Source organism: Microlunatus parietis, assembly GCF_013407955.1.
Classification (GTDB): Bacteria; Actinomycetota; Actinomycetes; order Propionibacteriales; family Propionibacteriaceae; genus Microlunatus; species Microlunatus parietis.
Window position 1 is genome coordinate 2,598,581 of record NZ_JACCBU010000001.1, and the last position, 13,620, is coordinate 2,612,200.

13 protein-coding genes and 1 riboswitch are annotated in these 13,620 nt (G+C 71.1%); of the genes, 6 read left to right on the forward strand and 7 right to left on the reverse strand.

Annotation, left to right across the window (positions count from 1 at the left end; translation table 11 throughout):
• Position 1: 1 nt before the first annotated feature.
• From BKA15_RS12435 to BKA15_RS12455, 5 genes are all read right to left on the reverse strand, one after another.
• Positions 2-1,372 (reverse strand): hypothetical protein, encoded by a 1,371-nt coding sequence (locus BKA15_RS12435; protein WP_179751187.1) that lies wholly within the window; start codon positions 1,370-1,372, stop codon positions 2-4.
• A 162-nt stretch (positions 1,373-1,534) separates the two neighbouring features.
• Positions 1,535-2,158 carry a response regulator transcription factor gene (locus BKA15_RS12440; protein ID WP_179751189.1) on the reverse strand — a complete coding sequence of 208 codons (624 nt, stop codon included), beginning with the start codon at positions 2,156-2,158 and terminating at the stop codon, positions 1,535-1,537.
• A complete protein-coding gene (locus BKA15_RS36845) occupies positions 2,155-3,354 on the reverse strand; it encodes a sensor histidine kinase (RefSeq protein WP_179751191.1) in 1,200 nt (399 codons plus the stop codon). The genes BKA15_RS12440 and BKA15_RS36845 overlap by 4 nt, the downstream gene beginning before the upstream one ends.
• A 61-nt stretch (positions 3,355-3,415) precedes the next feature.
• Entirely contained in the window at positions 3,416-4,231 is an 816-nt protein-coding gene (locus BKA15_RS12450; protein ID WP_179751193.1) for an ABC transporter permease, read from the reverse strand.
• Positions 4,228-5,133 (reverse strand): ABC transporter ATP-binding protein, encoded by a 906-nt coding sequence (locus BKA15_RS12455; protein WP_312878982.1) that lies wholly within the window; start codon positions 5,131-5,133, stop codon positions 4,228-4,230. The genes BKA15_RS12450 and BKA15_RS12455 overlap by 4 nt, the downstream gene beginning before the upstream one ends.
• A gap of 111 nt (positions 5,134-5,244) precedes the next feature.
• Here BKA15_RS12455 and BKA15_RS12460 point away from each other — a divergent pair, with 111 nt between their 5' ends.
• Positions 5,245-7,101, forward strand: a complete 1,857-nt coding sequence (locus tag BKA15_RS12460) for a DUF2207 domain-containing protein (protein ID WP_179751197.1) — start codon at positions 5,245-5,247, stop codon at positions 7,099-7,101.
• A gap of 8 nt (positions 7,102-7,109) precedes the next feature.
• On the opposite strand, the gene BKA15_RS12465 is transcribed toward BKA15_RS12460, so the two are convergent.
• The gene (locus BKA15_RS12465) at positions 7,110-7,349 is read right to left on the reverse strand and encodes a hypothetical protein (protein ID WP_179751199.1); all 240 of its coding nucleotides are present in this window, start codon (positions 7,347-7,349) and stop codon (positions 7,110-7,112) included.
• A gap of 68 nt (positions 7,350-7,417) precedes the next feature.
• Between BKA15_RS12465 and BKA15_RS12470 the strand changes: the two genes are divergently transcribed.
• The 5 genes from BKA15_RS12470 to BKA15_RS12490 all read left to right on the forward strand — a co-directional run bounded on the left by BKA15_RS12470 (position 7,418) and on the right by BKA15_RS12490 (position 12,753).
• Positions 7,418-7,840 (forward strand): PPOX class F420-dependent oxidoreductase, encoded by a 423-nt coding sequence (locus tag BKA15_RS12470; RefSeq protein WP_218871256.1) that lies wholly within the window; start codon positions 7,418-7,420, stop codon positions 7,838-7,840.
• A 1,151-nt stretch (positions 7,841-8,991) separates the two neighbouring features.
• Positions 8,992-9,234 (forward strand): hypothetical protein, encoded by a 243-nt coding sequence (locus BKA15_RS12475; RefSeq protein ID WP_179751201.1) that lies wholly within the window; start codon positions 8,992-8,994, stop codon positions 9,232-9,234.
• A gap of 18 nt (positions 9,235-9,252) precedes the next feature.
• A riboswitch (cobalamin riboswitch) is annotated at positions 9,253-9,468 on the forward strand.
• Positions 9,469-9,554: 86 nt separating this feature from the next.
• Complete coding sequence (locus BKA15_RS12480) at positions 9,555-10,772, forward strand: ABC transporter substrate-binding protein (protein WP_218871257.1); 1,218 nt, start codon at positions 9,555-9,557, stop codon at positions 10,770-10,772.
• Positions 10,773-10,930: 158 nt separating this feature from the next.
• On the forward strand, positions 10,931-11,962 hold the full coding sequence (locus tag BKA15_RS12485; protein WP_179751203.1) for a FecCD family ABC transporter permease: 1,032 nt from the start codon (positions 10,931-10,933) through the stop codon (positions 11,960-11,962).
• A complete protein-coding gene (locus BKA15_RS12490) occupies positions 11,962-12,753 on the forward strand; it encodes an ABC transporter ATP-binding protein (protein WP_179751204.1) in 792 nt (263 codons plus the stop codon). The genes BKA15_RS12485 and BKA15_RS12490 overlap by 1 nt, the downstream gene beginning before the upstream one ends.
• Here the strand turns inward: BKA15_RS12490 and BKA15_RS12495 are convergent.
• Positions 12,746-13,537: an IclR family transcriptional regulator gene (locus BKA15_RS12495; RefSeq protein ID WP_179751206.1), complete on the reverse strand. Its 792-nt coding sequence runs from the start codon at positions 13,535-13,537 to the stop codon at positions 12,746-12,748. The two genes, BKA15_RS12490 and BKA15_RS12495, sit on opposite strands and share 8 nt — an antisense overlap.
• Positions 13,538-13,620: the final 83 nt, after the last annotated feature.

A 13,620-nucleotide genomic window follows, 5' to 3' on the forward strand; every position in this document is an offset into this window, starting at 1 on the left:
CTTAGGAGAAGTTGACGTCGAAGACCAACGGCGTCTTGAACGCGAACGAGCCGCTCTTCGGCTGGACGGACTCGGCCTGCGCCCCGTACGAGTCGGTGGCGAACGTGCCCTGCGGCGCGTAGGTCACCTTGATCGCCTTGGTCCCCTCGGGAATCTGGACCAGCACGTACGGGTCGTTGGAGTAGTTGGAGTAGACCGGCAGGCCCTCGATGATCTTGCCCGGCTTGCCGTCCGCCGCGACCTGCATCGACTTGTCCGCGTCGAACGTCGGGTCCTCGAAGGCGTACGGATCCTTACCGGACTTCTGCGAGGTCGCGTTGTCCCAGTGCAGTTCGAGCCACAGCTGGCCCTCCGGCGCCCAGCCCTTGTCCGCGTCGAACGAACTCAACACCGCCTTGGTGAACGTCACGCCGTGCTGGTACTCGAAGGTCCCGTTGGCGGCCTTCTGGGTGGCGAACTGCTTGTTCACCCCGAACTCGGACTTGGCCAGGTAGTAGGCCGACGCCGTCTTGGAGGTTCGCTCGCCGGTCCGGACCGAGATGGTCTGGTCCACCCCGGAGACGCCGACGACGAGCTCGGCGTCCTTGCCCTTCGGCACCGAGACGATGATCGTCTTGGTGTCCGACTTCGGGGTGCCGTAGCCGCCGTCGAGCTCGAAGAAGTCCTTCAGGTCGGTGGTCTTGCCCTCCGCCCGGATCGAGTAGGCCGCCTCGGTGCTCTTGCCCCGGTTGACGTCCGCCCGCGGCCCGATGGTGACGGTCAGCGCCAGGAACTCTTCGCCGTCGGCCGGCACGTAGAATGGGACCTCGCCCTCGGCGACCAGCCGGTCCACCGCGCCGAAGCGGGTCACCTCGACCTGGTCCGACGGCGCGATGATCACGCCGGCCTTGGGCGAACCCGCGTTCGCGATCTGACCGGGGTCGCCCAGCGCGACGATGCCCGGCTCCGCCTTGGGCGCCTGCGGTTCCGGCACCTGATCGGCCGCGGCCGGCTTCTTCCCGTCGGGGCGGTAGAGCTCCACGCCCTCCGGCACCTCGACCCCGGTCGCGGCCATCTCGATCGAGTCGGGATCGACGGTCACCTCCTTGTTGCCGACCGCCTGCGGCTGGAAGGTGACCTCGTCGAAGACGCCCGGCTTGCCCTGGTCCCGCAGGTGCCGGATCGGGCCGCACAGCGCCCGGGGCTGAAGGGTCCCGGAGTCCGGCTCGCGGAGCAGCCAGCAGTGCGTCTCCGCGGCCTGCTGGGAGTACTGGTCGGTCGCCGAGCCGTCCCGCCAGGCCGTCTCGATCATGGTCAGGAACGGCACCTTGCTGTCCACCTCGGCACCGTTCACCCGAACGGTGGTGCCGCAGGCCGCCAGGGCCGAGAGCATCAGGGCAGACACTGCGAGGACGGCAGTTTTCGTCGCGACCCGCCTGCGATTGAACACGTCAAACCCCCTGCTTCGAGGATGAAGCGATAACCGAGAAACGAGAGCGCGCCCATCGCTCGCCCCGAGGTACCTTAGCGGGCGCCCTGCGGTCCAGCCACCCGGTCAGTCGAGCCAGCCGGACTCGGTGGCGATCCGGACCGCCTCCGCCCGGTTCCCGGCGCCGAGTTTGCCCATCGCCGCGGACAGATGGTTGCGGACGGTCCCCTCGGACAGGTGTACGGATCTCGCGATCGCGGTCGTCGAGCCGCCCTCCGCCGCGGCCGCCAGGACCTCGGCCTCCCGCTCGGTCAACGGCGACGCCCCGAGCCGCAGGCTGTCCACGGCGAGCGTCGGATCGACCACCCGCAGGCCCCGCATCACCCGGCGGATCCCGTCCACCAGCTGCTCGGCGGGCGCGTCCTTGATCATGAAGCCGACCGCGCCCGCCTCCATCGCCCGGCGCAGGTAGCCGGGCCGCCCGAAGGTGGTCAGGATGATCACCTTCGTCTTCGGGAACGAGGCGGTGATCTTGGCCGTCGCGGCGATGCCGTCCTCGCCTCGGCCGTCCGGACCGGGCATCTGCACGTCCATCAAGATCACGTCCGGCGGCTGCCGCTGCACGGCCCGCAGCACCTCGTCACTGTCGGCCGCCTGGCCGATCACCTCGAGGTCGGCTTCCAGGCCGAGCAGGGCGGTGAAGGCCTGCCGGATCAGCGCCTGGTCGTCGGCCACCAGCACCGTGATCATGAACCGACCTTCAGCCGGTTCCGTTCGAACTCGCGGAACTCGGGCGAGCGCAGATCGGCCACCAGCATCGTGCCGCCGCCGGGTGCGGGCAGCAGTTCCAGCGTCCCGCCGGATTCCTTGAGTCGCTCGGCCAGGCCGGTCAGCCCGGAGCCGTACTTCCCTCCTGGATGGCCGATGCCGTCGTCGATCACCTGCACCCGGTCCGATTGCAGCACGATGGTGCACCGGGTGGCCTCGCTGTGCCGGACCACGTTGGTGACGGCCTCGCGGACCACGTACCCGAAGAGTTCACTGATCGGGTCCGGCAGCAGCGGTACGGCGATCGGCAGCTCGGGCCGGATCCCGGCGGCGCTGAGCACGGACCGGGAACTGGCCAGCTCGGTGGCCAGCCGCACCTCACGGATGCCGGACACGGTGCTGCGCAGGTCGGACAGCACCTGCCGGGCCAGCTGCTCCACCTCGGCGATCTGCGGTCCGGCGGCGGCCGGGTCGGCGGTCAGCAGCCGCCGGGCCAGTCCGGCCTTGATCGAGATCGCGGTCAGCGAGTGGCCGAGGATGTCGTGCAGGTCGCGGCTGATCCGTTCCCGCTCAGCGACCACGGCGAGCCCGGCGACTCGCTTCTCGGCGACCCGCAGCCGGCGGTCGATCCGCGAGTTCTCGATCCCCATCGCGATCGACAAGCCGACCACCAGCGACATCGCCGCGATGATCACCGACACCCAGTCCCGGAACAGTGCCCCGGTGCCGAGGATCAGCAGGACCAGCATCGGGATCGCGACCCGGGAGATCCGCCACGGCAGCTGGGTGGCCAGCAGGATCGCCAGATAGACGCCGAAGTAGACGAGTTGGTACTCGATGAACGGGATCATGGACAACAGCACGATGGTGAACACGACGAGGTAGATCACCCGGCCCCAGATCGGGGCGTCGCAGACCCATGGCGCGACCAGGTAGAGCACCGCGACCGCACTGATCAACAGGCTCATCCAGAACAGTTCCGGTCCACCCTGCTGCACCTGGCTGGACAGCGGCAGGGCCAGGAAGACCAGCCCCAGCAGGTACATCCAGAGCCCGTTCTGCCAGGCTCGGCGCAGGGTCAGCGGCCGCGCCGGCTCGCAGTCGGTTCGTGCCCCGGGAGCGGCCCGGGGATCCTCGCCGATCCCGAACGGCCGCGCCCGCTTCCGCACCTTCGCCACCGAACTCCTCCAACTACTCGCCCGGCCTCCCCGCGAGGTCCTGCACAGCAACGGGTCGAAATCACCGTCTGCTGCTGGCGATGGCTCGACGATAGCCCAGCGCGCCCAGGAGGGTCAGCAACCCGGCCCAGCCGGCGAGCACGGCGATCCCGACCCAGGGAAACGCGGTGCCGGCGGGCAGGAACGGGAATCGGCCCAGTTCCCCGATCCAGTACGACGGCAGGGCACGCCCGATCAGCTGCAGCGTCGAAGGCATCAGCTCCAGCGGCAGCCACAGCCCGCCGAGCAGGGCGAGTGCCATCAGCAGCAGTGTGGTCAGCCCGCCGACGGCTTCGGTCTTCACCCAGAGACCGATCACCAGTCCGAGCACGATCATCGGGATCAGGGCGATCCAGACCAGGCCGATCGAGGCCAGCCAGACCCCGAGCGGGGCCCGGACGCCGCCGATCAGGAAGCCGGCCAGATCGACCACCAGCACCGACGGCAGGACCAAGATCATCGTCACCGCGGCGCGGGCCCAGAGGAACGACTGCGGCGGCAACGCGGTCAGGCCGAGCTGCCGGAACCAGCCCGACTTCCGTTCCACAGCCAGGTAGGCGCCGCCGCTCATCGCCGCGCCGAGCGCGCCGTAGCTGCCCATCGACACCATGATCAGCGCCGAGTAGTCGACGCCGGCTTCCGACGGCGCCGAGCCGAACAGCTGCGAGAAGAGGACGTACATCACCAGCGGCAGGGTGAAGGTGAAGATCACGTACCCGACGTTCTTCGCAGTCAGGTACGTGCTGTGCCACGTGTAGTGGAGCACCGGGCGGAGGCCCGGCCCGCGCACCGCGGTACGGGAGCGAGGCGTGGTCACAGTCGACGTCGTGGTGGTCATGCGACGCGCTCCTCGGTGGTCAGGGCGAGGAACGCGTCCTCGAGGCTGGCCGCGGTGACCTCGATCTCGCGGGCCGCAGGCTGACGCTCCAGCAGCGCGCGGAGGGCGCGATCGGAGTCGTCACAGGTCAGTTCCAGCCGGGCACCGACCCGGGCCACCCGGACCACGCCGGGCAGGGCGCTGATCAACTCCAGATCGAGCGCGGGGTCGGCGGCGAGCCCGATGATCTTGCCACTGACCCGCGACTTGATCATGTCGCCGGAGCCGTCGGCGACTACCGAACCGGCTGCCAGGACGACGATCCGGTCGGCGGCCTGGTCGGCCTCCTCCAGGTAGTGCGTCGCGAACAGCACGGTCCGGTCGCCCGCGGTGACGTCGCGCATCGAGGTCCAGAACCGCCGCCGCAGCTCGACGTCCATCGCCACCGTCGGCTCGTCCAAGATCATCAACTCGGGATCGGGCAGCAGCGCGAGCGCGTACCGGACCCGTTGCGCCTGGCCGCCGGACAGCCGCTCGGTCCGAGTCTTCAGGAAGCCGGCCAGCTCGGCCCGTTCGATCACCTCGTCCAGCGGCAGCGGGTGCGCGTAGAGGCCGTGCATCAGGCCCAGCAGCTCGCGGACTGTGCAGTCGGAAAGCAACGCGCCCGCCTGGAGCATGGCGCCGACCCGACCGTCCCGGACCGCGGTCAGCGGGTCGCTGCCAAAGACCCGGACCCGGCCGGCGTCCGGCCGGATCAGGCCCAAGATCATCTCGTTCAGGGTCGACTTGCCGGCCCCGTTCGGCCCCAGCAGGGCGACGATCTCGCCCGGCTCGATCCGCAGGTCGACGCCGCGGACCGCGGTCACCGGGCCGTAGGACTTGCGGACGCCGGTCAGTGCCAGGGCGGGTTCGGAGGCATTCACGAGGTTCAGTGTGCTGCCGTACGTACTGAAGGGCCCGGCCGCAATGTCAGCGGTTACCCATGACATCTGTCATCCCCGTTCGGCGACACGCGGTGTCCTATCGTGGGGGAGGTGAAACGGTCTCCCGGCGCCAGCCTCGTCCGCCTGATCGCAGCCTTCGGCCTGGCCATCGCAGGCCTGCTCGCGCTGGCACCGGCGGCCGCCGCCGAGGGGGAGGACTGGGCGGTCACCAAGTATGCGATGGCGGTTCAGGTGGCCGAGGACGGCACCGCCAAGATCAGCCTCGACTTCGATTTCGACTTCGGCAACGAGGAGGGTCACGGCCCGTACCTGCTGTTGCCTTCGCGGCAGGAGATACCCGGCGATTCCGAACACTGGCGCAGCTTCCCGATCGAGCTCGGCGTCGTCACCAGCAGCACCGGCGCACCGACTGATACCGACACCGAGACCAGTGACGGTCTGCTCGCGGTCAGGATCGGCGACGACAACAAAGAAGTCTCCGGTCTGCAGTCGTACCACGTCGAGTACTCGATCCGGGGCCTGGTGAATCCCCGAGCTGCCGGCTCCGGCCTGGACGAGCTGAACTGGAATGTCATCAGCGGCTGGAAGGTGCCACTGCAGAACGTGTCGATCACCGTGAACGGTCCGGCCGGGCTTTCCGCCGTCGAATGCTTCGCGGGCGAGGCCGGCAGCCAGCAGCAGTGCGGCGCGTCCAGATCCGGCAACGGCTCGCAGTTCTCGGCGCCCGAGGTGCCGGAAGGCCAGGGCATGACCATCGTCGCCGGCTGGCCGGGCGGCACCTTCGTCGGCGCCGAGCCGATCCTGACCAAGCGGCACCATCTCGGCAACACGTTCACCGCCAACCCGATCACCGTCGGCGGCGGCGCCCTGATCGCGGCCCTCGGCACCGGCGGCTTGGCCGCATTGGCGCGCCGGCGTGGCCGGGACGAACGGTTCGCCGGCCTGACCCCGGGCCTGATTCCGGCAGCCGGCACGGAGGGCGCCGCGACCACGGTCGGTGGCAGCAGCGGTCCGGTCGCGGTTCGGTTCACGCCGCCGGACGACGCCCGGCCGGGCGAGGTCGGCGCCCTGATCGACGAGAAGGCGCAGCAGCGCGACGTCACCGCGACCGTGATCGACCTCGCGGTCCGCGGGCACCTGCGGATCGCCGAGGTGGAACCCGAGCCCGGCTCCAAGCTGCCCGGCGGCAAGGACTGGGAACTGACCCGGCTGGGCGGCTCCGACCAACTCCGCGGGTACGAGTCCGCGGCGCTGAACGGCCTGTTCGACAAGGGCAGCCCGATCCGGATGACGGAGGCGATGGCCGGGCTGACCAAGGCCGCCGTGCCGGCCAAGCTGCTCGCCGACGTCACCGAGCGAGGCTGGTTCAAGGCCAATCCCGGCACCGTCCGCGGTCTCTGGATCCTGGCCGGCTGCGGCATCGTCGTGCTCGGCGGGATCGTGACCGCCGTCCTGGCCGCGACGATCGGCTGGGGCATCGTCGGCCTCGGCATCGTCCTGCTCGGCGTGATGACCTTCGTCTTCGCCGGCCGGATGCCGGCCCGGACCGCCACCGGCACCGCGATGCTGGACCAGGCCAAGGGCTTCCGGCTCTACCTGGAGACCGCCGAGGCGGACCAGCTGAAGTTCGAGGAGGGCGAGGACCTGTTCTCCCGCTACCTCCCGTACGCGATCGTCTTCGGGGTCGCGGACCGCTGGGCCAAGATCTTCGCCGACCTGGCCGCTCGGGGTCACGACGTGCCGCAGCCGGACTGGTACGTCGGCCCGTACCTGGGGGCCGCGGCGTTCTACGGCTCGGGCGGCTTCAGCAGCAGCCTGGACGCCTTCTCCAGCGCCAGCAGCGCCGCCATGACGGCCGCGTCCTCCGGTTCCGGCGGCGGCAGCGGCTTCGGTGGCGGCGGCAGCGTAGGCGGCGGGGTCGGTGGCGGCGGTGGCGGTGGCTGGTGAGTCCCGGCTCAGCCGGCGCGGAGTCGATTGCGCAGGGTGATCAACCGATCCCGAAGCTCGGCGCGGTCGGCCACATCGGCGCCGAACCGCGGATCGAAGTCCATCAGGTTCACCTCGCGGGCCAGCTCCTCGGTGCCGCCCAGGTCGTCGATCTCGCGGATCAGGCCGTCCAGTTCTGAGCCGAAGACCGTGAACCCGTGCACCAGGATGTCGGTCAGGGGATGATCACCGGGCTTTCCGTTGGGCATCGCCACATCATGCCGGAGCGTCGGGGCGGTGTGGAATAACCGTCCCACCCGTCGCGGTTGCCGACTTCGTGAGCACCCTGACGCTGCCCGATGACCTCCGCGACCTGATCGACTCCGGCCCGCTGGTCCACCTGACCACGATCAACCCGGACGGCAGTCCCCAGGTGTCCGTCGTCTGGACCGGCCTGGACGGGGACGACCTGGTGACGGCCCACCTCGGCCGGATCCGCAAGCTGCGCAACCTCGAACGCGATCCGCGCGCGGTGCTGTCGTTCCTCGCGCCGGGCACGCCCGGTGAGCTGGCGAGGCCGTACGTGACCTTGCGGGCTCGCGGAACCGTCGTCGAGACCGACGACGCCTGGGACCTGCTGAACCGGTGGACCAAGGTGTACGTCGACCCGAACCTCGAGTTCCCGGAGCCGCGGACGCGTGGCTACGTGGTCCGCTATGCCGTGGACCGGATCGGCGGCTACGGCCCCTGGGCCGACTGATCCCTGGGGGTACGACCCGCGCCGAACCCACCCTCCTAACGCCCGGCCATGGCTCGACCGCAAGATCTCCCGTCGGCGCGAAACCCTGACTCACCGAGCGGACGGAATGGCCGCCCGCGGGGCGGCTGCCGGGCGGTCAAGGAGTCCGCTCGGTTTGAGCCCGATCCGCGCTCTCGCCGGCGTACCGCAAGATCTTCGGTAGCGGGCAACTCCGGCGGTGGGGAGGACCGGCGCGGCCAGGACACGCGAATCGACGCCGATCACCTCGCCCGGGGCGCGGGAACAGCCTCGGAACGCCGAGCGGGCGCCGCGACCTGCCCCACATTCCCGTCGCGGACCAGACCGTCTCGACCAAACAGCTCCGGACCAGGCCTACCGACTCCCCATCCCCCGACCGACGGCCGAACGCGGACCCGGCTCGGCGGCGTGGCTGAGGCCGCCGGGCCGGGAGGCTGCCGCGGGAACGCCCCGCCCGACCGGCACGGGCGACGCCTCGGCGCGCCGAGCGACCGCCGCGACCTGCCGCCCTGCGCCCCCGCGCCCGCGCCCTACCGCCCTGCCCCCGCGCCCTACCGCCCTGCGCCCCCGCGCCCTGCGCCCCGCGCCCCGCGCCCCGCGCCCCGCTCAGAGCCTGACCGCTCGACCATCTGGCTGTGGACGAACCCCCGACCCGGCCACCCCGCAGCCGGCCCGCCGACCAGATCAGGATCCGCATCACCGGCTCGGCTGCAGGCACCCGGCTGACCGGGCCGTACCCGGCAGCGGCGTTCCCGCGGGAACGCCGGCGCCACCCCGCACGCCGCGGCGATCCAGCCAGGAACCCCAACCCAGTTCGCGTTCCCGCGGGAACGCCTCCGGCCGGTGCCAGGCGATTCCCCAGACCACCGGCGGACAAGGTCGGGACCTGGCATCCGGGGCTCGCGCCCAGCACCGGCTCCCGTGGTTGCACCGACCGCGACGTTCCCGCGGGAACGTCTCCGTGCAGCCCGCGGCTCCGGTCGTCCCCCTGACAGCGGCGTCGAGCCGCGCCGCTGCTTCCACCGACGACCACACCGACGTCAGGCCCCGGTCCGGTCGATCAGCGGGCACCCAACGCCGCCGGGCGCACCCTGGCCGCGCCCGGCCAGGTCGGCCGGGCTAGCGTCGAGGCCATGGCACAAGGTGGGAAGCGCGAACGGGCGGTGCTCGCGATCGTCGGCAGCATCCTCGTCTGGGGCGGCTTCGGGGTGAGCGCGCTGTTGGCGGTCGTCGCCGTCGTGCTCACCGTGCAGGGCTCGCCCGTGGCCTGGCCGGCGCTCCTGATCTTGATCGCCGTCGCGGCCCTCGTCGGGCTGCTCGGGCTCTGGATCGTCCGCCGGTCGAACGTGCCGCTGGGCGACGCCCTGAACCTCTGACGCCGACGCCGCGCCGGCTCGCTGCTCGGGAATCGCGGTTAGACTTACCGCCGCCAGCGGGGAGGGAATCCGGTGCGAACCCGGAACTGCCCCGCAGCGGTGAGTGGCGACGGCGACCGCGCCGAACGCACTGGGCGAAGCCGTGAGGCGGGCCTGGGAAGCGGCGGCCGCCGGCAGGTCGTACCCGACCGGGAACCACGAGTCCGAAAACCTGCCGCTGGTGCCCGGGTCGCCGACTCGGGCGTCCGGCGCCGCGAGGGACGGTCCGCCGGATCCACGTCCGGCCGTACCGCGGCCGAGGTCCGGAAGGCCTTGCACAGTTGAGAACTCATGGCATCCGCGGGCGGCTGCTCGCGTTGTTGGTCACGGCGACGACGATCGCGCTGGCCGGCTGCGGTACGACAGCGCCGCCGGCCCAGACCTCGTCCTCGGCACCGGCCGGCGTCGACAGCGCCGGCTGCGTTCAGGGCTTCGATCCCGGTGCCGACTATTTCCCCGAGAAGCAGCAGCTCGAGTTCGCCGACAATTTCACGATCAGTTACCACGGGTCGTACCAGGTCGTGACGGTGAAGCAGCCGGTCGTCGGGGGCAAGCCGGAGAGCTACGTCCTGCTCCGCTGCGGAGCGCCGAAGCCCGAGCTGACCGGTGAGCTGGCCGGCGCGCAGGTGATCACGACGCCGGTGAAGAGCCTGTTCTCGGGGTCCACCACGCACCTGCCCGCCCTCGAGGTGCTCGGCAAGCTCGACACGGTGACCGGGGTCGCCGCGAAGGCGTACATCTCCTCGGAGGTGGCCAAGAAGCGCGTGGCCGGCGCCGAAGTGACCGAGTACGCGGCCGCCGGGACCCCGGACGCGGAAGCGATCGTGGCGGCGAAGCCGGACGTGTTGATCACCGACGGCACCGACTCGCCCGCCTACGCGACGGTCCGGGACGCCGGGATCGGGGTGCTCGGCGGCGGCGAGTTCCTGGAGACCGACCCGCTGGGCCGGGCCGAGTGGCTCAAGCTGTTCGCGGCGCTGACCGGCACCGAGGCCGAGGCCGGCCCGATCTTCGACAAGATCCGCGACGACTACACCAAGACCAAGGAGCTGGTGGCCGACGCCGAACCGGTCGACCTGGTGCTCAGCCAGCCCTACCAGGGTGTCTGGTCGGTCCCGGCCGGCGGCAGCTTCGCCGGGAAGCTGATCAAGGACGCGGGCGGCAGCTGGCCCTGGCAGGACGACCCGTCGACCGGGTCGATCAACACCGATCTGGAGGCCGTGCTCGGCAAGTCGGGGCAGGCCAAGACGTGGATCACCACGGCCAACTGGCGGACCAAGAAGGAGGCCACCGCCGAGGAGCCGCGGCTGGCCGAGTTCACCGCGTACAAGTCGGGCAAGCTCTGGGCGCCGAGCAAGCAGCTCAACGACGCCGGCGGCAACAACTACTTCGAGCTCGGCGTGCTGCGCCCCGACCTCACGCTGGCCGACCTGGTCGCGATCACCAACCCGGACCTGCTGCCCGACCACGCCTTCACCTTCTACCAACCCCTCTCGTGACCCCCACCCCATCCGCCGACCAGTCACCAAAGCAGCCGTTTTTGCGGCGTGTCGCTGCTGTTGTGCCCGGTCGGCGGAGTTGGGGGACGCGGAATTCGGGGGCGCGGAACTGGGGGGTGCGGGATTCCGGAGTCGGGGCACGGGCCGGGGGGCGGCCGGTGCGGCTCGGGCTGGTGCTGGTCGGGCTGGCGGTCGGCACGCTCGCGGTGGTTGCGATCGCGGCGGCGGTCGGCACGGTGAACATTCCGGTGCCGGCGGTGCTCCGGTTCCTGTTCACGGGTGACGCCGGCGATCCGGTCTGGACCACGCTGCTGGACCGGGTCCGGCTGCCCCGCGTCGGTACGGCAGCGACGGCGGGCGCCGGGCTGGCGGTGGCCGGGCTGGTCATGCAGACGCTGTTCGCGAATCCGCTCGCCGATCCGTACGTGCTCGGCATCTCGTCCGGGGCCAGCCTCGGCGTCGCCCTGGTCACCCTCGGCGGCGGCTCGGTCGGTGCCGGCTTCGTGGCGATCACCGGCGCCGGCCGGGCCGGCGTGGTGGTCGCGGCCGCGGCCGGCGCGCTCGCCGTGCTGCTGGTGATCTTGTTGTTCGGCCGCTGGATCTCGTCGGTGATCACGCTGTTGATCATCGGCGTGATGGTGTCGTCGGCGGTCGGCGCGATCACGTCCCTGTTGCTGGCGTTCGCCGAGCCGGCCCGGCTGCAGCAGTTCATCTCCTGGGGCCTCGGGTCGTTCAGCGGGGTGCCGCGCGGCGACCTGGTGCTGCTGATGATCATCGTCGGCGTCGCCGCGGTCATCCTGTTCGGCCTGAGCCAGAGCCTGAACGCGATGTTGCTCGGTGAGCGGTACGCCGTGACGATGGGGGTCCGGGTCCGGCTGATCCGTTACACCGCGATCACGGCGACCGCGATCATCGCCGGGGCGGTGACCGCCTACTGCGGCCCGATCGCCTTCCTCGGCATCGCCGTACCGCACCTGGCCCGGCTGCTGATCGGGACCTCGGACCACCGGATCCTGCTGCCGGCGACGCTGCTGCTCGGTGTGGTCATCGCGGTCGGGTGTTCCATGATCACCCAGCTGCCGCCCGGCGACCTGGTGCTGCCGGTGAATGTCGTGTCGGCGCTGGTCGGCGTGCCGGTGGTGCTGGTGGTCCTGGTCCGGTCCCGCCGGCTCGCGGCCGGAGCGGTCTGATGGACCGCCTGCTCAGCCTGTCCGGCGTCGCGGTCGGCTACCGGCAGCACCGGCTGCGGACCGGCCCCGCGATCATCGCCGACGGGATCGGCGTCGACGCCAGGGCCGGCACAGTGACCGCGCTGCTCGGGCCGAACGGCGCCGGCAAGTCCACCCTGCTCCGCTCGATCGTGGGGCTGCAGCCGCTGCTGGCCGGCCGTGCGACCCTGAACGGGCAGGCGATCGACCACCTCCCCGCTCCGGTACGGGCTCGAAGGCTGGCCGTGGTACTGACCGACCGGGTCGACGCCGGCCTGCTCACCGCCCGCGAGGTGGCCCAGTTGGGACGCCATCCGTACGCGCGGCTGACCGGCCGGCTGAGCGCCCGGGAACGCGACCTGGTCGACGGCGTGCTGCACCGGCTGCACGCGCATCCCTGGGCCGACCGCCGATTCGCCGAGCTGTCCGACGGGCAGCGGCAGCGGGTGCTGCTGGCCCGGGCGTTGATCACCGAGCCGGAGTTGTTGATCTTGGACGAGCCGACCTCGTTCCTCGACGTCGGCGCCCGGGTCGAGTTGATGATCTTGCTCCGGGAGCTGGCAGCCGAGCAGGGCCTGATCGTCGTCGTGTCGACGCACGAGGTCGAGCTGGCCTTGCGGACCGCCGATGCGGCGTGGTTGATCGACGACGGCACGGTCCGCTCCGGCACGCCTGAGGAGTTGATCACGTCCGGCGCGATCGCCGGCGTGTTCGAGACCCCGGCCGCGCGGTTCGATCCGGAGACCCGGACGTTCGGGCCGGTGATCAGCTAGCCGCCCGGTGCCGGCCACCACCCGCGTCCAGAGCCCGGGAGATCGCCATGGCGGTAGACCGGACGACCGGCGCGAACTGCCGTGCCTGGGCCAGCTCGGTCGCGCCGGTGACCGAGATCGCGCCGACCACCGTCCGGCGGCGGTGGAAGACCGGCGCCGCGACGCAGAACAGCCCGGGCCGGGATTCCTCGACGTCGTAGGCGATCCGGGACTCCCGGATCCGGGCCAGTTCGCGGCGCAGCTGGTCCGGCCGGGTGATCGTCTTCCCGGTCCGGGCCTCCAGCGGGCCGGCCAGCACCGCCTCCACCAGGGCCGGCGAGCTGAACGCCAGGATCGCCTTGCCCAGTCCGGTCGCGTGCATCGGCGCCCGGCCGCCCGGCCGGTAGTGGTTCACCCGGTGCGCCGGCGGCGAGATCTTCTCGATGTAGATGATCTCCGAGCCCTTCGGCACGGCGACGTTGCAGGTGAGCCGGGTGATCTCGTTCAGCGTGTGCGCGTACGGAATGGTCAGCTCGCGCAGCCTGGCATGGTCCGGCACCAGGTGGCCGAGCTCGAACAGCCGAACACCGAGCCGCATGCCGCGCGGCCCGCGTTCCAGGGCGCCCCAGCGTTCCAGGTCGCCGACCAGCCGGTGGGTGGTCGACTTCGGGACGCCGGAGCGCCGGGCCATCTCACTGATGCTCAGCTCTGCGTCGTGTTCGGAGAACAGGTCGAGCAGCGCCAGGCCGCGCAACAGCGACGACTGCGCCGACGGGTCGCCGGACTGATCAGCGGGACGCAACATGTCCGTTCCTCCGCCCGAGATGAAGAGCCTGGGTGGGTCGAACACCGGCGTGTCGAGTACTCAGGGCCAGGTCGTAGTATCCG